This is a genomic window from Verrucomicrobiia bacterium (assembly GCA_019634625.1).
Classification (GTDB): Bacteria; Verrucomicrobiota; Verrucomicrobiia; order Limisphaerales; family CAIMTB01; genus CAIMTB01.
Map to the genome: position 1 here is coordinate 21,214 of JAHCBA010000036.1, position 23,801 is coordinate 45,014.

Genomic DNA, 23,801 nt, shown 5'->3' on the forward strand with positions numbered 1-23,801 from the left:
CCTTAGAGCGGGAGTTCGGCGAGGCAATCGCTGTCGCCGGGGCGATGGCGGATGCGGAATCCGAGTTTGCGGCAGACGTGCTGCATTTCGCGATTCCCGACGAGGATATGCCCGAAGAGGCGGGGGAGTTTCTCGTCGCGGGCGATCTGGATGAGGAGTTCGAGGAGTTGACGGCCGAGGCCGCGGCCCTGCCAGGCGTCGGAGATGACGATGGCGAATTCGGCCTGGTCGAGGAGGTGTTCCTTGCTGAGGCGGCCGATACCGATGATTTGGGCGGGGGCGGCGGGAGCGGGACGGAACTCGGTGACGAGGGGGATTTCGCGATCGTAGTCGCTGAAGCAGACGCGGACGAGGCGTTCGTGGGCGATGCGTTCGCTGAGCTTGAGGGGGACGAAGTAGCGATTGTAGACGCTGCGGTCCGAGAGGGTCTTATGGAAGGCGACGATGCGGGGTTCGTCCTCGGGGAGGATGGGTCGGATGACGACCGGGGTGCCGTCCTTGAGGGAGCGTTTCAGGACGTATCGGGAGGGGTAGGGGCGGATGGCGGGGCGTGGGAGGGAATCGAGGTCGGTGCCGGGCGGATGAAGGACGATACGGGCATCGGCGGCGGCGAGGGTATCGGCGTCGGCGATGAGGGGATTGATGTCGATTTCGGCGATGCGGGGTTGTTCGAGGACGAGGTAGCTGAAGCGGACGAGGAGGGACTGGAGGGCGGGGAGGTTGACGGGGCGCCGGGTGCGTTGGGCACGGAGGCCTTGGAAGGCGCGGGTTTGTTCGATCCAGCGCAGGGCGAGGGTATGGGTGAGCGGGGGGAGGGCGAGGGCGCGATCGCGGAAGACATCGGTCCAGGGTCCGCCGGTGCCGAAGACGAGGACAGGACCGAAGTCGAGGTCGAGGCGGCTGCCGAGGAGGAGTTCGCAGCCGTTGTGGACGACCATGGGTTGAACGGTGACGCCGAGGAAGTCGTTGCGGTGGGCGCGTTCGATGACGTGGGTTTCGATGGAGCGCCAGGCTTCGCGGACGGCGACGGGATTGCCGAGGTTGAGCTGGACGCCGCCGACCTCGGTTTTGTGGGTGAGGGTTTGGGAGAAGAGTTTAACGACCACGGGGTAACCGATGCGGTTGGCGAGTTTGACGGCGTCACTGGCGCTGAGGGCGACCTGGGTGGGGACGACCGGGATGCCGTAGCTGGCGAGGACGGCCTTGGATTCGACCTCGGTGAGGAGGGTACGGTCGGCATGGAGGGCTTCGTCGAGGATGACGGTGGCGCGACCGCGGTCGGTGGGGGCATCGCCGGGGGCGGCGGGATCCTGGAGGGGCGTTTCGTACAGGGACCGGAGGTGGTAGCTGTAGCGCCACATGTGGCAGAAGGCGGCGGCGGCGGCGTCGGGGTAGTCGGTGGTGGGAAAGCCGGCCTCATTGAGGGCACGGCGGGCGCCTTCGACGGTGCGGCCGCCCATGCAGTTTACGAGGACGGGTTTGGAGGGGGGGCGGGCGGCCTTGCGGATGGCCTTGGCGGTGCCCATCGGGTCGGTTTTCCACTGAGGGGTGAGGATGACGAGGACGCCGTCGTTGCCGGGGTCGGCGGCGACGGTTTCGAGGGCACTGGCGAAGGTTTCGGGGGTGGCGTGATTGCGGAGGTCGATGGGGGAACCGGGTGCATCGAGGGTGGCACCCAGGGATTCGAGGGCGACCAGGCTTTCCGGATTGAGGGCGGCGGGTTCGCCACCGGCGGCGAGGAGGGCATCGTTGGCGAGCACGCCGGGGCAGAGGGCATTGGTGAGGATGGCGAGTCTGGGGCCGGCGGGGCGCGGTTGTTTGCCGAGGGTTTCCGCCATGTCGAAGAGTTCGGCGAGGGTGGGGACGCGGAGGATACCGACGCGGCGAAAGGCGGCATCGAGGACTTCGTCGCCCTGGTGGAGGGTGGGGTACGAGGCGGCGCTGTGGGTGTCGGGAAGGGCGGTGCCCCGGCCGGTCTTGATGGCGATGACGGGTTTGGCGAGGGCGACTTCGCGGGCAGCGGAGAGGAAGCGACGGGCGTCCCCGAGGGGGCCCATGCAGAGGACAATGCTGCGGGTATGAGGATCGTCTCCGAAGTAATCGATGAGGTCACCCCAGCCGACATCGATCATCGAACCCATGGAGACGACACCGCTGAAACCGACGTGTTCCCGCTGGCTCCAGTCGAGCACCGAGGCGCAGAGGGCGGCGCTTTGGGTGAGGAAGGCGACATTACCGGGGCGGGCCTTTCCGGGGAGGAGGGAAGCGTGGTATGAACGGGAGGGGATGAGGATTCCGAGGGCGCTGGGGCCGAGGATCCGCATGCGGGCGGGGCGTGCGGCGCTGCGGATGGCCTCATGCCACTGGGCGGGCGGGACGTGGGGTTTGGGGGATTCCGGGGTGAGGATGAGGGCGGCCCGGACCTGAGTGCGGGCGCAGTCGGCAATGGTCTCCGGGACGGTGCGGGCAGGGGCAACGACGATCGCGAGGTCCACGGGTTGACCGATGGCGGAGACGCGCGGGGCGCAGGGTCTTCCGAAGACGGACCGATGAGCGGGGTGAACGGGGAAGACGGAGCCGGGAAAGGAGGCGAGGTTGTTCCAGAGCGCATGACCGGGGCTATCGGGACGTTCCGACGCGCCGACGAGGGCGATGGTGCGCGGGGCCAGCAGGGCATCGAGGGCGCCACCGTGTCCATTCGGGATCTCGATGGGATGCGGCGCGGGCGATGGGGGGGCGGCCTTCACCTTGGGGGAGGGGTCACGCGGGCCATGCGCGGGATGGGGCGGTTGGGATCGTGGCACCGCCGGGTTGAGGGTGAGTGGCGTGCGCGCATCGGGACGCTCTGGCAACCGTCCGGGTGAGGTCCGACCCTGACGGCGGGAGGAGGATCGGTGTGAAAGCCGGGGCGGGCTCTACCGGGATTGTTCAACCCTGACCGGAACTTGCGGTGCACGGATCGACGGGGCGGGATGAGGGAGGGGTTAGGCTTCAGGTCTTCCGGGCTTCCGGGCTCATCGGTCCGACGTGGTGGAGCACCTGCGTTTGCGGTGGTGCATCCCGGAGTTGTGGGTGGGGCGGCAGCGAATTGGAGGGACGAGCTCATCGAGTCCGCAATCCATTGCACCAACTCCGCAGCGGGCTCGTGGAAGTCGGCCCTCCGAGACGACGTTTCGCGAAATGCGCACCTCTCCCCACAACTTCGGGATGCATGACGTTTGCGGTGACCGATCCCGGCAATCTTGACGCCTCACGGCCGCCCGATTCATGGATGGGGTCATGAGTCCTGCTGCGCTCCGAAGGATGCTTGCGGTCGCGGTCATCACGGTCCTGCCTTCCCTTGCCTCCGGCGCTGTCGAGGCCGGGCGATCGAACGGACTTCCGGCGATGGCGTCGTCCGTGACCGGGGCGATCCACACGTTCGACGCCACGCAATGGCGGCGGATCGATCTTGAAGACGAAGCCGCGAGGCGAGACGCGTGGGACAGCCTGCATGTTCTGGCGGCGCTTCAGGGTCTCGCGAACCGGGGTCGGCCGAGCCTGTATCTGTTCTTCTGCCGCGAATGGGGGATCGAGACCGACCGCTTCTGGTGGGACTGGTATCGCGAGCCCGGCGGCTGGCTGGCGGACGCCGACGTGAGGCCCCTTGCCGATCTCGATGCGGTGCTGGACACGTTTCGAGAGGTGTATGAGGGGCTGGTGGTGTACGACGGCGAGGTTCCGGCGACGTCCAACCTCGCGTCCACGGCTGCGGGCATCGAGGGTCTTCTGCCGGTCCGCTGGGATCCGCATCCCCAGTCCCTGTACCAGCGCCTGACACGGGATCGCGGCCTGCCGGTACGCCGCTGGTTGGTGGAACCGGACGGTTCCCCACGTTTCAAGGGGCCAAGCCCGAAGAATGATGCATACCGATGGGCTCTTGAGACATGGCTTCATCCGCGACATCCCCAGGCGAATGCACTTGGGGCTCATTACCTGGACGCATGGTGGCTGCGCGAGGCCCGTCGAGCCGGGGCCGACATGCATACCCTGTCCAACCACGACTGGTTCATCTCCCGCCAAGCCTTCTTCTTCGATCTATGCCCCTGGGGCGATGAAACGCCCATCGACGAACCGTCGCAGCCGATTGGGTCCGACCGCGAAACCCTGCTGACCATTCTCGGTCGGCTCCACGACCGCGCCGGCGGGGGCATCGTGAAGATCGGCGGGTTTCCTCCATGGCCCTTCAAGTACACGACCCACGGTGGGGCTGGCAGGCACGAGCCGGTTCCCACGGAGTGGGAGTTCACCCGTCTGATCTCCCAGTTCAATGCCTACAAGGAGGCCGACGCCGCCGGGCTGGGAGCCATGGCCAACGCCTCATTCCACACCCACTTCCCTCTGCTCCCCCGGTATCCGCAGCCTGCCCGTCCCCCTTCGGAGGACGATATGCGGAGGCGTGGATGGATCGATGCCGATGGGCGTATGGCTCCCCGCTTTTTTGTCGGCCACTACGTCGGCGACTACGACGCGCCCTCCTGGCTGTACAAGTCCGTGCCTGCCTTCTTCCACGACCCGCACCTTGGCGAGGTTCCGCTGGGCTGGGCCTTCAATCCTGGCCTGGCCGATCGCGCCCCGCAGGCCCTTGCCTACGCCCGCGTCCGTGCCACGACCAACGACTATTTCATCGCGGGCAATTCCGGGGCGGGGTACCTCAACCCCAGGGCTCTGACCCACCGCCCGGACTCCGGGTTGCCCCCAGCACTGGCCGCGTGGGAAGCCTACTGCCAACCCCGTTTTCGACGATGGGATCTCAGCATCACGGGGTTCATTCTGGACGGTTCGGCGGGAGCCTCCACCGACGTCGAGTTCGCCCGCTTCCGATCGTTCAGCCCCGACGGTTTTGGCACGCACTTCGATCCGGGTCCCAGATTGCGCGCAGGTGTCCCTGCGTGTCCCGAGCGGGATCTTCCGGATGGCGTGGACGCCGCCGTCCGCGTTGTTGTCGAGAGCGCGCGCGCCCGCACCCCAGGTCAACCCGGGTTTCTTTGGGCTCGCAGCATTCTCAAGTCGCCGCGCTGGTACGCGGAAGTGTCCCGCCGTCTGCGCGAAGATCATCCGGATCTGCCGATCGATGTCGTCGATCCCTTCTCGTTCTTCGCCCTGATCCGTCACCACGTTGGCTTCGACCGGATGGACCCGACTGGGCGATGAGGGCACAAAAAAAGGGCGCCCTGGGGAAGGGCGCCCTCGATGGGTTGATCGACCCCCGGGGAGGGAACTTCAGTTGATCGCTTCCGTCGCCTTGAAGCCACTCGCCTCGATGGCCGCCATCACTTTCGCCGCCGAGATCTTGTTCGGATCGAAGTCCACCACGGCCTTCTTGCCTTCGTGGGAGACCTTGGATTCCACGACGCCCGTCACCTGGGTGAGGGCCTTGCTGACCTTGGAGGAGCAGGCACCGCAGGCCAGGCCGTTCACGGCGTAGGTGACACGTTGCGCTTCCACCTTGTAGCCGGCGTCCTTCAGCGTGGCCATGATCTTGTCCGTGCAAACCTTCTCCTTGCTGAAGGTGACCTTGGTGAACTTGCTGGAATCGCAGGTGGCCACGTCGCTGACACCGTCGAGGCGGGTCAGGTTCTTCTTCAGGGTCTCCGCGCAGTCAGCCCCTTTGACCTTCAACATCACGTGCTGACCCTTGGAGGCGTCGCAGGTGGCGGCGTCCTTCGCCTGGACGGAGGTTGCCTCGGTGGCAGAGCAGTCGGCCTTGGCTTCGGCGGAGGTTGCCTCGGTGGCGGAGCAGTCGGACTTGGCGGAGGTGGCTTCAGTCTTGGCGCAGTCGGCCTTGGCTTCGGCGGAGGTTGCCTCGGTGGCGGAGCAGTCGGACTTGGCGGAGGTGGCTTCAGTCTTGGCGCAGTCAGCCTTGGCTTCGGTGGAGGTTGCCTCGGTGGCGGAGCACTCGGCCTTGGCGGAGGTGGCTTCGGTCTTGGAGCAGTCGGCCTTGGCTTCGGCGGAGGTTGCCTCGGTGGCGGAGCAGTCGGACTTGGCGGAGGTGGCTTCGGTCTTGGAGCAGTCGGCCTTGGCTTCGGTGGAGGTTGCCTCGGTGGCGGAGCACTCGGTCTTGGCGGAGGTGGCTTCGGTCTTGGAGCAGTCGGCCTTGGCCTCGGCGGAGGTCGCCTCGGTGGCGGCGCAATCGGACTTGGCAGCGCAGTCAGCCTTGGCGGAGGTGGCCTCGGTCTTGGCGCAGTCGGCCTTGGCCTCGGTGGAGGTCGCCTCGGTGGCGGCGCAGTCGGACTTGGCAGCGCAGTCAGCCTTGGCGGAGGTGGCCTCGGTCTTGGCGCAGTCGGCCTTGGCCTCGGTGGAGGTCGCCTCGGTGGCGGCGCAATCGGACTTGGCAGCGCAGTCAGCCTTGGCGGAGGTGGCCTCGGTCTTGGAGCAGTCGGACTTGGCCTCGGCGGAGGTCGCCTCAGTGGCGGCGCAGTCGGACTTGGCCGCGCAGTCAGCCTTGGCGGAGGTGGCCTCGGTCTTGGAGCAGTCGGCCTTGGCCTCGGTGGATGTCGCCTCGGTGGCGGCGCAGTCGGCCTTGGCTTCGGTGGAAGTCGCCTCGGTGGCGGCGCAGTCGGACTTGGCCGCGCAGTCAGCCTTGGCGGAGGTGGCCTCGGTCTTGGCGCAGTCGGCCTTGGCCTCGGTGGAAGTCGCCTCAGTGGCGGCGCAGTCGGACTTGGCCGTACAGTCGGCTTTGACGGAGGTGGCTTCAACGGCCGGCTTGGCATCGGGACACGGAGCCGGATTGGCATGGAGGCTAACCTGGAGGGCCAGGAAGGCCGCCGACGCCAACGCGATCGACAGGGGCTTTTTCATGGTTTGTATCAGAACTGAGTTCAGGACGACCCGTTCGTTGTAGCGTGCGGGTTGGGAGAATCAAGCGGCGTTGTTGGATGTCAGCGGTTTCCTGGTGGGTAGCCGGAGCCGGGAGCTGCAGCGGGGCTGTGGCCGGCTGAAGCCGGGACACCGAACGGGGAGACACGGGACTTGGTCAACGGCCCTCGATCCGGAGCTTCTGGCAAGGACGCGGACCTTCAAACCGTGCATCCCGGACTCGCGGAGCTTGTCCCTCCGAAAGGTGGAGCCGGGTGGGTACATCTGGAGGGCCGGGTTCGAGGAGGCTGAAGGGGGGCGGTGCCGTGGATGGAGGACTCGCGGAGCTCGTCCTTCCGAGAGGTGTGCCTGCGGGTTCGAGGGCGGGGACGAGTACCGTCCTTCGGGCTGGGCACGAGTCCCCACGAGGAATGGCTTGGGCGAGTTCCAAGAACCTGGGATGCGCCCGCCTTCCAAGGGGGGGCAGCATTTTGATGGCAGGTGGGCGGGGCGCAGCGGCAATGTCCGGGCATGGACCGACGCAAATGGATTTCTGGAACCGGACCCGGCAGGAGACTGATTGGGATGGGACTGATCATCGGACTGGGGTTGGGGATGAGTGCGATGTCGGAGGAGCCGCGGGTGGTGACGCCAGGGGCGACGTTCAGTCATGGGGCGCCGCCGCCATCGGACGCCGTGGTGTTGTTCGATGGGCGGGACCTGTCGGCGTGGGTGGGGCCGCGGGGCAGTGCGCCGGCGTGGAAGGTGGAGAACGGATACGCGGAGGTGCGGGGCGGGGGGATCACGACCCGGGAGGAATTCGGCGACATCCAACTGCACATCGAGTGGGCTGCGCCGGCGGAGGTGACGGGGCAGGATCAGGGGAGGGGGAACAGCGGGGTGTACTTCCAGGGGCGGTATGAGATCCAGGTGTTGGATTCCTTTGAGAACCCGACCGCGCCCACGGGGCAGGCGGCGGCGTTCTATGGAATTGCGGCACCGCTGGTGAACGCCTCGAAGCGGCCGGGGGAATGGCAGACGTACGACATTGTATTTCGGGCGCCGAAGGTGGGAGAGGACGGCGCGGTGATTCCCGGATCCTTCACGGTGTTCCACAACGGCGTGCTGGTGCTGGACCGGGTGCCGATCACGGGCGGTGCGACGACGGCGGCACCGGGACGCGGGGTTGTCGCGAAGGGCCCGTTGCATCTGCAGGACCACGGCAACCCGGTCCGGTTCCGGAACATCTGGTTGCGGAAGCTGGAATGAAGGGGTGCCGCCATGGGCCAAGCCGACCTTTTTGCCGCTTCGCCGACACCGGCGCGACCCGCCGGGACAGGGGCGGGGGGCGGGCCGGAGGCTGGGGCATCAGGAGGGTTTGAGGGGGGCGAGCGGCGGACGGCGCGTCCGGCACCCTTGGCGGCACGGATGCGGCCCCGGACGCTGGAGGAGTACGCGGGGCAGCGGCACATCCTGGCGCCGGGCCAGTTGTTGCGACGGGCGATTGAAGCGGACCGGGTGCAGTCGGTGTTGTTCTACGGTCCGCCGGGGACGGGGAAGACGTCGCTGGCGCAGATCATTGCGCGGCAGACGCGGTGCCGGTTCGAGCGGTTGAGCGGGGTGGAATCGAACGTGGCGGACATCCGGCGGATTCTGGCGACGGCATCGAACCGTCTGGCGAATGCGGGCGAATCGACGCTGCTGTTCATCGACGAGATCCACCGGTTCAACAAGGCGCAGCAGGACGTGCTGCTGCCGGATGTCGAAGCGGGAGTGGTACGGCTCATCGGAGCGACGACGCACAATCCTTTCTTCTTCGTGAACGCGCCGCTGGTGTCGCGTTCGCAGATCTTCGAATTGCGGCCGCTGGACGAGGAGGCGATCCGGGGATTGCTGGAGCGGGCCCTTGGGGATGAGGAGAGGGGATTGGGACATCTGCGGGTGCAGGCGGATGCCGGGGCGCTGTCGCACCTGGCGCGGGTATCGGACGGCGACGGCCGCAAGGCGCTGAACTCGCTGGAGATTGCGGTACTGACCACGCCGCCGGACGGGGAGGGGATCATCCGGGTGGATCTGGCGGTGGCGGAGCAGTGCATCCAGCGGAAGGCGGTGGTGTACGACGGGGACGGGGATGCGCATTACGACACCATCTCGGCCTTCATCAAGTCGGTGCGTGGAAGCGACGCGGACGCGGCGCTGTACTGGCTGGCGAAGATGATTCATGCGGGGGAGGACCCGAGGTTCATCACGCGGCGGCTGATGATTCTGGCGGCGGAGGACATCGGGCTGGCGGATCCGATGGGACTGATGGTGACGGTGGCGGCCCATCAGGCGGCGGAGTTTGTGGGGTGGCCGGAGGCGCGGATTCCGGTGGCGGAGGCGACGGTGTACCTGGCGACGGCGCCCAAGAGCAACTCGTCGATCGTGGCGATCGATGCGGCGCTGGAGGACGTGCGGTCGGGCCGGACGCTGCCGGTGCCGGAGCATTTGAGGGACGGGCATTATGCGGGGGCGGAGCGGCTGGGCCATGGGGTGGGGTACGCCTACGCGCACGGGCACGAGGGACATTTCGTGGCGCAGGATTACCTGGGGTCGAGCCGGCGTTACTACGAGCCGACGGAGCAGGGATTCGAGAAGAAGATCCGGGACCGGGTGGCGCAATGGCGCGCGCAGTTCGAGGCGGCGCGGGGGCAGGGGGGGCCGGGTTGAGCGCTGGCGCGATGGGGGGCGTTGCCGAGGCGAAGCGGGCGTTGCGGCAGGCGATGCGGGAGCGTCTGTCGGGGATGGGGTTGGAGGAAAGGCGGGACGGATCCGCGGCGGTCTGCCTGCGGCTGCAGGGATCGGAGGAATGGGCGGGGGCGGGGGTGGTGCTGGGGTATCTGGCGCTGCCTTCGGAGCCGGAGGTCACGGAGGCGATGCGGGCGGCGGTGGCGGGCGGCAGGGTGGTGGGGGTGCCGCGATGGAACCGGGACCGGGGCGAGTACGATGCGGCGCGGTGGACGCCGGACGCGGCGTGGCAGCGGGGTCCGGACGGGGTGATTGAGCCGGCGGCGGAGGCGGAGGCGGTGAACCTTGAACGACTGGACTTGGTGTTGGTTCCGGGCCTAGCCTTCGACTTTGGCGGGCGGCGACTGGGCAGGGGCAGAGGGCATTTCGACCGCCTGTTAATCCGTGCGCGGCGGGCGCGCCGCTGGGGCGTCGGTTTTGACGGACAACTCGTGGCCGAGGTGCCGTCCGAGCCCCATGACGTGAACGTGCAGGTGGTGGTGACCCCCGGGCGATGGTGGACGGTGAAGCCTGGCGGGTGCTGACGAACCATGGATCCGGCGGTATCGGTCAACCTGCTGATAGGCGGCGCCGGGCTTCTGGCGGCGGGCTCGGTGCTTCTCTTCGTGCATCACCGTCGGGAGACGGTGCGACTGCGGCGGGAGATGGAGGAGAAGGCGGAGGGATTGCTGGCGGCGGCGCGCAAGGAGGCGGAATCGATCACGCGGGAGGCGCGGCTGCTGGCGAACGAGGAGGTCCACAAGCTGCGGGAGCAGGCGGATCAGCACCAGGCGCGGCGTCGTCTGGAGCTCGAGGATATTGACCGGCGGATCGGGGAGCGGGAGCGGCTGGTGAACCAGCAGTTGGAACGGCTGGCGGTGGAGGAGGAACGGTTGCGGGGTCGGGCGGAGGAGTTGCACCGGCAGCGTCTGGAACTGGACCGGCGGGCGGAGGATCACGGCCGGCTCTGCGAGCAGTTGAAGGAGGAACTGGGGCGGGTGGCGCGCCTGACGCCCGAGGAGGCGCGGGAGCGGGTGATGGAGCGGGTGCAGAGCGAGGCTGAGCGCGAGGCGGCGGAGCGGGTCCGGCACGTGCTCGAGGAGGCGCAGTTCCGGGCGGAGGAGAAGGCGCGTCGGATTCTGGCGACGGTGGTGCAGCGTTATGCCGGGGAGTACACCTTTGAGAGCACCACGACTTCGGTGGCGATCCACAGCGACGAGGTGAAGGGGCGCATCATCGGGAGGGAAGGCCGGAACATCCGGGCCTTCGAGACGGCGACGGGGGTGACGGTGCTGATCGATGACACGCCGAACGCGGTGGTGATCTCGGGGTTCGATCCGGTGCGGCGGGCGGTGGCGCGGGAATCGATGTCGCGGCTGATCGCCGATGGACGGATTCATCCCACGCGGATCGAGGAGGTGGTGGCGCAGGTCCAGAAGGAGATGGAGGACAGCATTCTCCGGCTGGGGGAGGAGGCGGTCACGCGGGTGGGGCTGGCGCCGCTGCACGTGGAGACGATGCGGTTGCTGGGGCGGCTGCGGTTTCGTCACAGCTACTCGCAGAACATCCTGGATCACTCCATCGAGGTGGCGCACCTGTGCGGATTGCTGGCGGCGGAGCTGGGGGTCGGGGTGGAGGCGGCGAAGCGGTCGGGACTGTTGCACGACATTGGGAAGGCGGTGAGCCACGAGGTCGAGGGTCCGCACGCGCTGGTGGGGGCCGAGTTGCTGCGGCGGCACGGAGAGGATCCCGCGATTGTGAACGCGGTGGCGTCGCATCATCAGGAGGTGGATTCCGAGGGGCCGCTGGGAGTGCTGGTGAGCGCGGCGGATGCCATCAGCGCCTCACGTCCCGGGGCGCGATCGGAGACGATGGCGACCTATTTGAAGCGGGTGGAGCATCTTGAACGGCTGGGCCGGTCGTTTGAGGGCGTGGAGAAGTGCTTTGCGGTCCAGGCGGGTCGGGAATTGCGGGTGATCGTGCGGTCGGAGGTGGTGGACGACACCGCCAGTTTCCAGCTGGCGCGAACGATCTGCCGGAAGATCGAGGACGATTTGCAGTATCCGGGGCAGATACGGGTGACGTTGATCCGGGAGACGCGTTGCGTGGAGTACGCGAAGTAGGCGGGGAGGTGGGTTCGTGGAGGGGGTTGGTGTGGGGAGGTGGGAAGCGGACTCGCGGAGCTCGTCCCTCCGGGGAGGTGGGAAGGTGGGGGGGTCAGGCGAGGAGTTCGGTGATGATATTGCCGTGGACGTCGGTGAGGCGGAAGTCGCGACCCTGGAAGCGGAAGGTCAGCTTGAGGTGATCGAGGCCGAGGAGGTGCAGGAGGGTGGCATGGAGGTCGTGGACATGGACGCGGTCGCGGACGACGCCGAAGCCGAGTTCGTCGGTTTCGCCGTGGACGTGGCCGGCCTTGACGCCGCCGCCGGCCATCCAGGTGGTGAAGGCGTCGATGTGATGGTTGCGGCCGGTTTTCTCGCGGCTTTCGCCCATGGGCGTGCGGCCGAATTCGCCGCCCCAGATGACGAGGGTGTCATCGAGGAGACCGCGGGCCTTGAGGTCGCGGACGAGGGCGGCCTGGCCCTGGTCCACGTCGAGGCAGACTTTTTCGAGATCGTCCTCGAGGTTCTCGCCGGGGCCGCCGTGGCTGTCCCAGTTGGTGTGGTAGAGCTGGACGAAGCGGACGCCGCGTTCGACGAGGCGGCGGGCGAGGAGGCAGTTACGGGCGAAGGAGGGGCGGTCGTCCTGGATGCCGTAGAGGTCGAGGGTGGCCTTGGATTCGCCGGCGAGGTCGGTGGCTTCCGGGGCGCTGGTCTGCATGCGGTAGGCCATTTCGTAGGCGGCGATGCGGGTGGCGATTTCCGGGTCGCCGGTTTCGACGAGGCGCTGGAGGTTGAGGTCGTTGATGGCCTCGATGGCGCGGCGCTGGCGGTCGGGTTCGACGCCGTCGGGGGTGGTGAGGTTGAGGATGGGTTCGCCGCGGCTGCGGAGGGGGACGCCCTGGTAGGCGGTGGGGAGGAAGCCGCTGCCCCAGTTGACGCCGCCGCCGCGGGGCCCGCGTGGACCGCTTTGGAGGACGACGAAGCCGGGGAGGTTGTCGGCCTCGCTGCCGATGCCGTAGGTGATCCAGGAGCCCATGCTGGGGCGGCCGAACTGGGCGGAGCCGGTGTTGAGGAAGAGTTTGGCGGGGGCGTGATTGAAGGCGTCGGTGGCGCAGGAGCGGATCAGGGTGATGTCATCGACGATGCGGGCGGTGTGGGGGAAGAGTTCGGAGACCCACATGCCGGAGTCGCCCCATTGGCGGAAGGCGCGTTTGGTGCCGAGGAGGGTGGACTTGTTCTGGAACGAACTGTCCATGAAGGCGAAGCGTTTGCCTTCGAGATAGGAGTCGGGGATGGCCTGGCCGTTGAGGTCATTGAGGCGGGGTTTGTAGTCGAACAGCTCGAGCTGGGAGGGGCCGCCGGCCATGAACAGGTAGATCACGTTGCGCGCCCGCGCGGGGAAGTGTCCGGGGCGGACGGCGAGCGGATGATCGGCGGCCGGGGGTGCGGCGAGCAGGGAACGACGGTCGAGGAGGGAGGCCAGGGCGAGCGAGCCGAGACCGAGACCGCAACGCCCGAAGAAGTGCCGGCGGGTGACGCGGGCGAGGGCGGTTTCGAGGGAGGGGAGGGGGGCGGACGGGGTCATTCCGGGGGACTATTCGCGGGTGATGGTTTCGTCGAGGTTGAGGAGCACACGGGCGACGGTGTCCCAGGCGGCGGAGGGGCCGTGGTCGCGGGATTCCAGTGCGAGGAGATCGCGGAGGCGATCGAGTTCGGTGGGGGAGGGTGGACGGGCGAGGCAGAGGCGGAAGGCGTGGGTGAGGCGCTGGTCGTCGTGTTCGGCGGGGAGATGGCGGAGACGTTCGGCGAGGGCCTGGGCGAGTTCGACGAAGGCGTGGTCGTTCAGGAGGGTGAGGGCCTGGAGAGGGGTGTTGGAGCGGGGACGGCGGGTGCAGGCGCTGAAGGAGTCGGGGGCGTCGAAGACGGTGAGGGCCGGGTGCGGGGTGGCGCGCCAGAAGTAGGTGTAGAGGCCGCGCCGGTAGCGGTCGGGACCTTCGCTGGGGGTCCAGGGGCGGCGGGACTGGCCGAGGTTCATGACGCCGTCGGGTTGGGGCGGGAAGACGCCGGGGCCGCCGATGGCGGGATGAAGTTTGCCGGAGGCGACGAGGGCGACATCGCGGATGATTTCGGCATCGAGGCGGAGGCGTTTCTGGCGGGCGAGCAGCCGGTTGGAGGCGTCGATGTCGGCGAGGTCGGGCCGGGCGCGGGAGGACTGGCGATAGGTGGCGGAGGAGACGATGAGGCGGTGCATGGCCTTGAGGCTCCAGTCGCGGGATTGGAACTCGATGGCCAGCCAGTCGAGCAGGTCGGGATGGGAGGGGGGCGAGCCCTGGGTGCCGAAGTCGTTCTCGGTCTCGACGAGGCCGCGCCCGAAGTACTGCTGCCAGACCCGGTTCATGGTGACGCGGGCGGTGAGGGGGTTGGCGGGATCGACGATCCAGCGTGCGAGGTCGAGGCGGTTGGGGGGGCGGGCGGAACCGTCGTGGGTCGGGTTGGGCCGGAGGGGATGAAGGATGGCGGGAGTGCCGGGCTGGACATCGGGGCCGCGCCGGGTGAAGTCGCCCTGGATGTGGATGTAGGATTCGCGGGGTTCGGCGCGTTCGGTGAGGACCATGGTGGTGGTGACCGGCGGGGCTTTGCGGCGGAGCGCGGCGAGTTGGCGTTCGAGGGCCTGGCGACGGGTGGCGACGTCCTCTGCCTCGTGCTCGGCGAGGGCGGCGAGGGCGGCTTCGAGTTCGCTGACGTGGCGGCGGTGATCGGCGAGGGCGGCCTGCTGGGCGGGGTTGGGCAGGGGCAGTCCGGGTTCGTCCTGGTTATTGAAGAAGGCGAAGAGCTGGAAGTACTCGCGGTGGGAGATCGGATCGAACTTGTGGTCGTGACACTGGGCGCAGGCCACGGTGAGGCCGAGGTAGGCGGTGGCGGTGGTGTTGACGCGGTCCACGACGGATTCGATGCGGAACTGTTCGGGATCGATGCCGCCCTCCTGGTTGATCTGGGTATTGCGGTGGAAGCCGGTGGCGACGCGCTGGTCGAGGGAGGCATCGGGGAGGAGATCGCCGGCGAGTTGCTCGACGGTCATGCGATCGAAGGGGAGGTCGTCGTTGAAGGCGCGGATCACCCAGTCGCGCCAGGGCCAGATCGAGCGGGGCGCGTCGATGCTGTAGCCGTGGGAATCGGCGTAGCGGGCGACATCGAGCCACCATCGGCCCCAGCGTTCGCCGTAGTGGGGGGAGCGGAGGAGGGAATCGACCGCCCGTTCGTAGGCGTCCGGCCGGGAGTCCGCGAGGAACGCATCGACCTCTTCCGGGGAGGGCGGCAGGCCGGTGAGATCGAGGGCGACGCGGCGCAACAGGGTGATGCGGTCGGCTTCTGGCGAAGGATGGAGCTGGCGGGATTCGAGGCGGGCGAGAATGAAGGCGTCGATGGGATTGCGGACCCAGGCGGTGTCGCGGACGGGTGGGAGCGGCGGGGGCGTGGGGGCCTGGAAGGCCCAGTGCGTCCGGCCTCCCGGGGTTTCATCGGCGGGGGCGGGGGCACCGGCGGCGATCCATTCTCGGAAGACTTGGACAATGTCAGGGGACAGCGCCGGTCGGCGATAGGGCATCCGGGAGATCTCGTCGTGGGAATCTTCGAGGACCTGGATGAGGAGACTGTCCGACGGGTTGCCGGGGACGTAGGCGGGTCCGAATTCGCCGCCGGCGAGGGCGGCGGCGGCGGTATCGAGGCGGAGGTCACCTTTCTGCTGGTCGGTGCCGTGGCAGCCGGTGCAGTGCTCGGTGAGGAGGGGCTTGATCTGGGAGAGGTAGTCCGGGGCTGCGATTGCGGATGCGAGGTTGAGGCCGAGCCAGAGGCTGCACCACCGGATCAAGGGCATGATGGGAATCACCTTAGAAAGAGAGGATCCGAAGGCAACCCCGGATCGTCCGGTCATTCGGAGAAATCGGTGTCGCGTTCGGTGAGGTCGAGTTCGCGGATCCAGATGTTGCGGTAGCGGACGTCGTGGCCCTCGGCCTGGAGTTTGAGGCCGCCGGGGGTGTCGGTGATGCCGCGGCCGCCGTCGTTGCCGCCGTCGATACCGGAGCGGGGGCCGCCCCAGACCTGGTTGATGGGCTGGTTGGTGTGAACCTTGATTCCGTTGAAGTACATCGTCACGAGGGCGGGTTCGGTGCGGCGCCCGTCCTGGAATCGCGCGGCGCGGAAGGTGATGTCGTAGGCATTCCATTTCCCGACCCCGTTGTAGGCGTGATAGGGGGAGGGGGTTTCGTTGATGACGGCGCCCATGCCGTGCTGGGTGCGGTCGCCGTCGAGGATCTGGATTTCGTAGCGGTTCTGGAGGTACACGCCGCTGTTGCCCCGGGGCTGCATCACGAGGAACTCGATATGGAGGCGGAAGTCGCGGAACTCCTTTTGGGTCACGATGTCGGCGGCGCCGTAGCGGCCCCCGGCGGCGGCGGGGTCATCGCTCATGACGACGGTTCCGGGGTCCACGGGGTCTTCGACGATCTTCCAGCGGATGGGGAGGGAGGAGGCGAAGCCGGGTCCCTGCCAGTAGGTCCACTTCTCGTCCAGCATGGCGCGGGAGCCGTCGAAGAGGACCTCGGCTCCGGGCGGGGGCGGGGCTCCGACGCCGAGGGTGGCGGGGGCGGCGGCAGTCGGGAACGAAACGTGGAGGGCGTACGTCAGGGCAAAGAGGATGGCGGCGCGTGCGGTGTGGAGGGAACGGCGGCCCTCGAAGAGGGGGGAGGGAGAAGGGATGCGGGGCATGGAGGCAGCATGGCGACGTGGCGGGGTGCCGGTCGAGTCCGGAGGTGACGCCGTGTGGAATCCGTGCCGGATCAACGGGCCGGGAAGGCGCCGAGATGGAGGGTATGTTTGGCGCGATGAAGCAGTTCGGCGGGAAGCTCAATGGTCGTCTTCATGGGCAGTGGATACAGGCATGTGGCCGCATTATCAATTCAGGCGCCAGCGGAGGGTGAACCGCATTTGCAGTCCGCGTTTCTGCTTCAGCCTGCCTTCGATCTTGGAGATCCGTCCCTCGCGTTGCTGGTGCATCTTGTTGCGGTCCTCTTCGCCCACGACGCGGGAGGAACGGTGCGCGGCGTCGCGCGCGTGACGTCCTGAAGGGCGACCCCAGATGGAAGAATGCTGCCCTGCCCCTGTGCGACCTCGTTCTCCACGAGAGCTGCGAGGTGCGAGACGATCGTCCTGGTCTCCTCCGCCTGGGCTTTGAGTTCCTCGGCGGCGCTGGCCGTCTCCTCGGCGCCCGAGGCATTGCCCTGGGTGACGCGATCCATTTGGGCGACGGCCGTGTTGACCTGGGAGATGCCCTGCAACTGCTCGCGGGAAGCGGTCGCGATCTCGGCGACGACCCCGTCGAGCTGCTTCGCCTTTTCCGCGATCCTGGCCAGCCGTTCGGCGACCTGCCCGCTGAGGCCGGCGCCATGGGAACTTTTCTCGATCGAATCGCCGATGCGCTCGGCGGTTTCTCGGGCGGCCTGGGCGCTGCGCTGGGCGAGGCTGCGCACTTCGTCGGCGACAACGGCGAATCCCTGACCGGCCTCTCCGGCCCGGGCCGCTTCGACGGCGGCGTTGAGGGCCAGGATGTTGGTCTGAAAGGCGATCTCGTCGATGGTCTTGATGATGCGCGAAATGTTGTCGCTGGACGCCTTGATGGCATCCATGGCGGCGGTCATTGCCGCCATTTCCCGGGTGCCCGCATCGGCCTCCGAGCTGGTGCTTGCGGCGAGCGACTTCGCGTGGTCGGCGCTGTCGGCATTCTTGCGGGTCGTGCCCGCCATCTCCACGAGAGAGGCGCTCGTCTCCTCCAGCGAGGCCGCCTGCTGGCTGGCTCCTTCGGCCAGATTCTGGCTTGCTCCGGAGATCTGCGCCGCAGCGGCCAGGTTCTGTTCGCTGGCCCCCCGTATCCGGGCGATGGCATCACGCAAGGGAGCGACGATCATGCGGCGGTTGAGAAACATGAAGCCGAGCCCGATGCCGCCGGACAGGGGCAGAACCCAGAACAGACTCTGCACCATGCCTGCCGCGACGACTTCGTCCACGCGGGCGAGGTCCGCCTTCAGGACAAAGGCGCCATGCACCTCGCCGGCCTTCCAGTTTTCCATCGCGAATCCGAGGATGTCTTTGCCGTCGCCGGTCGGACTGGTGGCCGGGTCGCCATGGCAGGCCAGGCAATCCTGGGTGAGCCGGATGGGGCGCGCGTACACGATCTGGTTGGCTTCCCGGTCGATCTTCACCAGTTCGGGTACGTCCCCGCGCTCGAGAATGTTCAGGATCTCCCTTTCTGAAGCGGTGGGAGTGTTTTCGGGATTGCGCGCCTGGTTCTTGGGCACGCGAAACTCGAAGCCGGACTCCTCGGCGGCCTTCGCGATCGCCTCCCACGCCGCAACGACTGGAATCGTCCGGTAGATTGTCGAGCCGCGCAGGTCGCCGGATTGCCGGTATTCCTCGAGGAGCTTGCGACGATCGAAGGCACCGCGTTCGCCGAGCAGGGAGATGCTCTCGCGGACGTTTTCCGCTTCGACGACGGCGGCACGCATGGCCTGGACCGTGAGATCGACGCCCTGTTGCTCGATTACAAATTTTTGCTTTAGCAGGGTGGCCGATACGGCCAGGGCGACGGCGCCCAATGCAGCGAAAACGACCTTGGTTCCGAGTTTCATGCGATTCGATCGGTGCGGAATGTCATGTGTTGAATCGGAGGTTCTGAGGTCTTCCTGTAGTTTCAGCGGCGGTATCGACGTGCCCCAAATGGGGGCAGCAACGCCGTGCGCCTTCGGGGCGTTTGTATCGATATCTTCCGCCCAAGACCGTGCGTTCGAGGGGCTTATGGCCATGATCAACGGGAGTCAATTTCAGGAGGGCATGGCCGCCACGATCCGCCCGGTGCTGATTCGCTGGTAAGAAAGACTGGGTTTGGTGCTCGAAACGTGATGGACGAGGAAGCCTCTCACGGAGGCACGAAGACACGGGGAAGGATGAGAATGAGATGGAGACCCTTGGGGTCGGCGGGGTGGCCGGGGTGTGCCTGCGGGTTCGAGGACGAGGACGAGTACCGCCCTTCGGGCTGAGTACGAGTCGGCTCGGATCCCGCGGATGGGTGCTGCGACCCCTGGCGGGGTCGTGTGCGAGGTGGGACTTCTGCCCGGGGGTCGAACCCGCAGAGCCGGGTCCGACCCCCGGCTAATCTCTGGAAACCCTCCGGGTTTCCGGGACCTGATCGAAGGGGAAGTTGCCAGGCTCGTTGTGCTCGGGCGCAGCTGCGAGTTATCGGAAGGCGTGTCGGAATCGGTAGCGACAGGAGAGACGAAGGTTCGCTCATCCCCGGGGTTCGTTCCGGTTCGATTCCGATACTGATACCGACGCCGACGCCGACGCCGACGCCGACGCCGACGCCGACGCCGACGCCGACGTTCCCCGCGTCGTAGCTGTCGACTGAGCGCATGTCCGACACCATGGAGATGCGCCCGCCTTGGAACGGGAGCGTGCTGCGGGCTGGACGGGCACCCGGGGGTTGCCCACGCTGCCTGCACACCGGAAATCCGTCCCGACCCAACCTTCCTCAGGACTTGGATCCGCACTGAAGACCGCCTGTCGCTGGGTGGTGGGATGGCGGACCGGTTCCGTGAGGATCGTTGTCGGAACCCATCAGGATCGAGCCAGCGATGAGTGCCCCGTCTTTCTCCACGAAGCACAAGGGGGCGATGTCCGCCTCCGACCCGAGGGATGGGCGGCGTCGGAACTGGGAGGTGAACCGGGCCCGGCTGCGATGGTTTGGGGCGGGGTTGGCGGTGTTGCTGGTGTCGGGAGGGTGGTTTTGCTGGCTGCAGCCTCCGCTGCCGGTTGGCCTGGTTCGTGCGGGGTTTCCTTCGTGGAGTTGGTGGTGGCAACCGCGTGAGGAGCATGCGGCGATGCGGCTGCCCCGGCTGCCATCGGCCCGATACAACGCCTCTTTCTTCATCAAGAGGTCGGGCTGGGTGGTGGGGGAGGCAGGGTTGCTTGTCCGTACCATGGATGGGGGCCGGTCCTGGACGGTTCCGTCGGAGGTCACGTGGGAGGCACCTGCGGGCGTGGAGCCGGAGGCAAGCGCAGCCACAGAGGCATACGGCGAGAAGGCGGGAGACATGCCGCCGAACGTCGAGCAGCGTTCCTTGCCGGCGGAGCAACGTGGGGTCCGGCAACCGGACGCCGAAACACCGCGGGGACCGCGAGACTTGTATGCGGTGCATTTTGCCGATGAGCAGCGCGGCTGGGTGGTGGGGGACGGGGGGGTAATTCTGCGGACGGAGGATGGCGGGGCGACGTGGCGGAGGCAGATGTCGGGCACCGATGCGGATCTCCGATCGGTGTCCACGGTCGATGGAACGAATGGCTGGGCAGTGGGCTGGGATGGGATCGTTCTGCGAACAGCGGATGGGGGGGCGACGTGGGGAGCGCAGACCTCGGGGATCAGGGAGCGCCTATTGTCCGTGGCGTTCGCGGATGGTCAGCGAGGCTGGGCGGTGGGCGAGGCGGGGACGATTTTGCGGACGGAGGATGGCGGGGCGAGCTGGCGGGAGCAGACCTCGGGCACCAAGGAGTATCTGATGTCGGTGGCAGTGGCGGACGGGCAGCGCGCCTGGGCGGTGGGTGGGGGAGGGACCCTTCTGCGGACGGAGGATGGCGGGGAGAATTGGAGGGTGCCGACTTCGGGTTCGGGCGCGAACGAAGAGTTCCGTTCCGTGGCGATGGCCGATGGAACGAATGGCTGGGCGGTGGGTTGGGGCGGAACAATCCTACGGACGGAGGATGGTGGCGCGACGTGGCGGGCCCAGACTTCGGGCACCCGGGAGCGTCTGGTTTCGGCCGTGGTGGCGGAGGGTCGGCGTGGCTGGGCCATGGGGCAGGGTGGGACGATTCTGCGGACGGAGGATGGCGGGGCGACGTGGTGGGCACAGACCGCGGGCCCCAGGGAGGATCTCGAGTCTGTGGCGTTGGCGGACGGGCAGCGCGGATGGGCGGTGGGGAGGGGCGGGACGATTCTGCGGACGGAGGATGGCGGGGCGACCTGGCGGGCCCAGGCAGCGGGCATGGTGGAGAATCTCCGGTCTGTGGCGTTGGTCGATGGGCGGCTGGGTTGGGCGGTGGGTGAGGCGGGGACGATTTTGCGGACGGAGGATGGCGGGGCGAGCTGGCGGGCGCAGGACTCGGGCACCGCGGTGAGTCTATCGTCCGTGTCGGCGGGGGATGGGCGGCGTGGCTGGGCGGTGGGTTCGGGCGGGACGATCCTGCGGACGGAGGATGGCGGGGCGAACTGGCGGGCCCAGGACTCGGGCACCGTGGTGGATCTACCGTCCGTCTCGGCGCTGGATGCTCTGCGTGGCTGGGCGGTGGAATCGATCGGGCGAATCCTTCACACCGATGACGGCGGTGGAAGCTGGCGGGTCCAGTACGCGGGAGTGGGGCAGATCCTGCGGGCCGTGTGGATGGCGGATGGGCAACGCGGGTGGGCGGTGGGAGAGGAGGGCGCGATTCTGAGAACCGAGGACGGCGGGGCGAGCTGGCAGGGGCAATCGTCGGGCACGCTTCAAACGCTCCATGCCGCCGCACTGGTGGATGGGCAGCGCGGCTGGGTGGTGGGCAATGGCGGCGCCATCCTGCGGACGGAGGATGGTGGGGCGAGTTGGCGGAAGCAGAATTCGGGCACGGTGGAGGATCTCCGATCCGTGGCGGTGGCCGATGGGCAGCGGGGATTGGCAGTGGGCAGGGGCGGCACGATTCTGCGGACGGAGGATGGCGGGGAGAACTGGCAGCGGGTGGAGATGGGGCGCTACCGCCGATGGCCTGCGCCGGTGTTCTGGGTGAGCCTGGTGGCCGCGGCGGGACTTGGGTGGGTGGGCTGGCGGGTGCCGCCGACGGATGCGAGCCGGCGCCGCACCACGGCCATCGAGGATTTTGCCGCATCGGATCGGCCGCTGCGGGCCGGGGAATTTGACGCGCTGAATCTGGGGCCCCTGGCCGAGGGCATTGCCAATTTCCTGCGACACGAAAAGACGCTGGGACCGCTGACCTTCGCGGTGGAGGGACGATGGGGTTCCGGGAAGAGTTCGCTGATGGGGCTGTTGCGGTCGCGATTGGAGCGGCACGGCTTCCGCACCGTCTGGTTCAACGCGTGGCATCACGAGAGCGAGGCCCAGGTGCTGGCGGCGCTGCTGGAGGCCATACGCAACGAGGCTGTGCCCGCGTGGATGTCATGGGAGGGGTTGCGATTCCGGTGCCGGCTGATCCATCGGCGGCTGATTCGACGCTGGGCCATGGTGCTGGCGGGGGTTGGAGCCGTGGCGGCCCTGGGGGCGGTGGTCCACACCTTCGGGCCCGACTGGCGGCGGTGGCTGGAGGCGTTGGAGCAATCGACCGCGATCATCCTGGGCGGCAAGCTGGCGGTGCTGGCGGTGGGGGTTGCCGCGGCGGTGAAGACGCTGCAGGGCCTGCGGGCCTTTGGGGTGGACCCGGCCAAGCTCATGGCGTCCATGACGAACAAGGCCCGCGTGTCGGATCTCCAGGCACAGACCAGCCTGCGGCACCGGTTTGCGGAGGAGTTCGCCGACGTCACCGAGGCGCTGCAACCGAAGACGATGACGGTGTTCATCGACGATCTCGACCGTTGCGAGCCGAAGCAGGTGATGGAGGTCATGCGGTGCCTGAACTTCCTGGCGTCGTCGGGCGAGTGTTTCCTGATCCTGGGCATGGAGGAGCAGGTGGTGACCAACTGCGTGGCGTTGTCGCTGAGCGACCAGTTTGTGATGGAGGACGGGCTGGTGGTGGACAACAAGGGCGCGATGGCGAGGCACCGGCGGGATTACGCCAAGCAGTGGATGGAGAAGTTGATCCAGATCCGCATCCCGGTTCCGGCCGCCGATGACGCCCAGTTGAAGGCCCTGCTGCGGGGTCCGAAGGAGGGCGGGACCCTGGAACGGAAGGCGTCGGTGGCGGAGGCCCGGGACTGGCCCGACCTGCTGCGACGGTGGGGCGCCGGGGGGTGGGAGCGGGTGAAGCCGGTCGCGCCGTGGGTGGCGGCGGTGCTGACCGCGTCGGTGTGTTTCGGCCTGGTGCACGGGCAGTTGAAGTCGGCGTCCGAGAGGAACCGGAGGCAGGCGGAGGCCAGCGCGGCGGCCCTGCGGGACGCTGGCCGGCCCCTGGCGACCTGGCCCACGCAAGGCGTGCTGCAGCCGCAGCATCTTGCCGGGCTTGCGCTTGAACTGGCCGAACCGGCATCGGGAAAGGCCCTGATGACCAACGAGGCGTTGACGGGATGGCTCTCGACGCAGCGGTGGACGGTGCGGATGGAGTTCCAGCCGGGCACGGGCCTTCTGGCGGCTCCGAGGCTCCCGGAAACGGCCCGCGATCCTGCGAATCAGGGGCCTGTCGTTCGCGACCCGGACCGTGAACGCGATCCGGCTGAGCGGGTCCGGGAATGGCAGGTCGTGCCGGGACTGACGGATGAGGGTTGGAAGTGGTATCGGGTGGGCCTGGCGGTGGTGCTGGTGCTGGCGGCCGGTGTGAGTGCGGCACGATTGCTGGACTGGCTGCAGGAGCGAATCGAGGACTCCGAAGATTTTCGCGTGGCGCTGGACGACTGGCATCCGGAGATCGCCCGGCGGGAGCCGACACCGACGCCGCGTGCGGTCAAGCGCCTGCTGAACAAGCTGCGCTTCTACTCGATGTTGTTGCGAACGTTGTCCGGGCCGCGCGGACGGCCGGTCCTGAGCGACCGGATCATTGTGGCCTTCGGGATCCTGGAGGAGGAGCACGACGACCTCGGGTCGGTGAGGCTGACCGATCCTTCGGAGGCGCAGGTGGCGGATCTTGCGGCGCTCCAATCGGCCTTGCGGGAACACGCGGGCGTCTTCGGATTTCTCCAGAGGAGTGTGAGGACCGGCCCGCCGCCGGGGTCGCGACCGGGGTCACCTCCAACGGCCTGATCCAGCACGCCAGGAACGATGCGTGGAGGGGGTTCTCACGGAGGCACGAAGACACGGAGAAGGATGGGAATGAGATGGGGACTGGTGGGGAGAGGTGGCAACTCCGCGAAGCGTCGCC

The 23,801-nt window shown here is 67.8% G+C and carries 12 protein-coding genes; 6 read left to right on the forward strand and 6 right to left on the reverse strand.

Features of this window, described 5'->3' with window-relative positions:
• Window positions 1–2: 2 nt before the first annotated feature.
• A complete protein-coding gene (locus KF833_18300; GenBank protein MBX3747264.1) occupies window positions 3–2,711 on the reverse strand; it encodes a bifunctional acetate--CoA ligase family protein/GNAT family N-acetyltransferase in 2,709 nt (902 codons plus the stop codon).
• Window positions 2,712–3,279: 568 nt separating this feature from the next.
• Between KF833_18300 and KF833_18305 the strand changes: the two genes are divergently transcribed.
• Window positions 3,280–5,193 carry a hypothetical protein gene (locus tag KF833_18305; GenBank protein MBX3747265.1) on the forward strand — a complete coding sequence of 638 codons (1,914 nt, stop codon included), beginning with the start codon at window positions 3,280–3,282 and terminating at the stop codon, window positions 5,191–5,193.
• 69 nt (window positions 5,194–5,262) lie between these two features.
• Here the strand turns inward: KF833_18305 and KF833_18310 are convergent, their stop codons facing one another.
• Window positions 5,263–6,840, reverse strand: a complete 1,578-nt coding sequence (locus KF833_18310; protein ID MBX3747266.1) for a cation transporter — start codon at window positions 6,838–6,840, stop codon at window positions 5,263–5,265.
• 621 nt (window positions 6,841–7,461) lie between these two features.
• Between KF833_18310 and KF833_18315 the strand changes: the two genes are divergently transcribed.
• Genes KF833_18315 through rny form a run of 4 tightly spaced genes read left to right on the forward strand, consistent with a single transcriptional unit; the run spans window position 7,462 to window position 11,726 of the window.
• Window positions 7,462–8,106 carry a DUF1080 domain-containing protein gene (locus tag KF833_18315; GenBank protein ID MBX3747267.1) on the forward strand — a complete coding sequence of 215 codons (645 nt, stop codon included), beginning with the start codon at window positions 7,462–7,464 and terminating at the stop codon, window positions 8,104–8,106.
• A gap of 12 nt (window positions 8,107–8,118) precedes the next feature.
• Window positions 8,119–9,546: a replication-associated recombination protein A gene (locus tag KF833_18320; GenBank protein MBX3747268.1), complete on the forward strand. Its 1,428-nt coding sequence runs from the start codon at window positions 8,119–8,121 to the stop codon at window positions 9,544–9,546.
• Between the two features lie 11 nt (window positions 9,547–9,557).
• Window positions 9,558–10,148, forward strand: a complete 591-nt coding sequence (locus KF833_18325) for a 5-formyltetrahydrofolate cyclo-ligase (protein MBX3747269.1) — start codon at window positions 9,558–9,560, stop codon at window positions 10,146–10,148.
• Window positions 10,149–10,154: 6 nt separating this feature from the next.
• The gene (rny, locus tag KF833_18330; protein ID MBX3747270.1) at window positions 10,155–11,726 is read left to right on the forward strand and encodes a ribonuclease Y; all 1,572 of its coding nucleotides are present in this window, start codon (window positions 10,155–10,157) and stop codon (window positions 11,724–11,726) included.
• A 94-nt stretch (window positions 11,727–11,820) separates the two neighbouring features.
• Here rny and KF833_18335 read toward each other — a convergent pair whose 3' ends face one another.
• The 4 genes from KF833_18335 to KF833_18350 form a co-directional block, all read right to left on the reverse strand.
• The gene (locus KF833_18335) at window positions 11,821–13,290 is read right to left on the reverse strand and encodes a DUF1501 domain-containing protein (GenBank protein ID MBX3747271.1); all 1,470 of its coding nucleotides are present in this window, start codon (window positions 13,288–13,290) and stop codon (window positions 11,821–11,823) included.
• A gap of 9 nt (window positions 13,291–13,299) precedes the next feature.
• Window positions 13,300–15,579 carry a PSD1 domain-containing protein gene (locus KF833_18340; protein ID MBX3747272.1) on the reverse strand — a complete coding sequence of 760 codons (2,280 nt, stop codon included), beginning with the start codon at window positions 15,577–15,579 and terminating at the stop codon, window positions 13,300–13,302.
• A 53-nt stretch (window positions 15,580–15,632) separates the two neighbouring features.
• Window positions 15,633–16,469, reverse strand: coding sequence for a DUF1080 domain-containing protein (locus KF833_18345; protein MBX3747273.1), 837 nt, complete (start codon window positions 16,467–16,469; stop codon window positions 15,633–15,635).
• 239 nt (window positions 16,470–16,708) lie between these two features.
• The gene (locus KF833_18350) at window positions 16,709–17,827 is read right to left on the reverse strand and encodes a hypothetical protein (protein MBX3747274.1); all 1,119 of its coding nucleotides are present in this window, start codon (window positions 17,825–17,827) and stop codon (window positions 16,709–16,711) included.
• Window positions 17,828–19,387: 1,560 nt separating this feature from the next.
• Here KF833_18350 and KF833_18355 point away from each other — a divergent pair.
• Window positions 19,388–23,683 (forward strand): hypothetical protein, encoded by a 4,296-nt coding sequence (locus tag KF833_18355; protein ID MBX3747275.1) that lies wholly within the window; start codon window positions 19,388–19,390, stop codon window positions 23,681–23,683.
• The last annotated feature ends 118 nt before the right edge of the window (window positions 23,684–23,801 follow it).

Bases quoted from the DNA above. Each gene is read 5' to 3' on its own strand.
- KF833_18335 (MBX3747271.1), bottom strand. From the start codon at position 13,290: ATGACCCCGTCCGCCCCCCTCCCCTCCCTCGAAACCGCCCTCGCCCGC.
- KF833_18325 (MBX3747269.1), top strand. From the start codon at position 9,558: ATGGGGGGCGTTGCCGAGGCGAAGCGGGCGTTGCGGCAGGCGATGCGG.
- KF833_18345 (MBX3747273.1), bottom strand. From the start codon at position 16,469: ATGCCCCGCATCCCTTCTCCCTCCCCCCTCTTCGAGGGCCGCCGTTCC.
- KF833_18350 (MBX3747274.1), bottom strand. From the start codon at position 17,827: ATGGAAAACTGGAAGGCCGGCGAGGTGCATGGCGCCTTTGTCCTGAAG.
- KF833_18355 (MBX3747275.1), top strand. From the start codon at position 19,388: ATGAGTGCCCCGTCTTTCTCCACGAAGCACAAGGGGGCGATGTCCGCC.
- KF833_18315 (MBX3747267.1), top strand. From the start codon at position 7,462: ATGTCGGAGGAGCCGCGGGTGGTGACGCCAGGGGCGACGTTCAGTCAT.
- KF833_18305 (MBX3747265.1), top strand. From the start codon at position 3,280: ATGAGTCCTGCTGCGCTCCGAAGGATGCTTGCGGTCGCGGTCATCACG.
- KF833_18310 (MBX3747266.1), bottom strand. From the start codon at position 6,840: ATGAAAAAGCCCCTGTCGATCGCGTTGGCGTCGGCGGCCTTCCTGGCC.
- KF833_18320 (MBX3747268.1), top strand. From the start codon at position 8,119: ATGGGCCAAGCCGACCTTTTTGCCGCTTCGCCGACACCGGCGCGACCC.
- KF833_18340 (MBX3747272.1), bottom strand. From the start codon at position 15,579: ATGCCCTTGATCCGGTGGTGCAGCCTCTGGCTCGGCCTCAACCTCGCA.
- rny (MBX3747270.1), top strand. From the start codon at position 10,155: ATGGATCCGGCGGTATCGGTCAACCTGCTGATAGGCGGCGCCGGGCTT.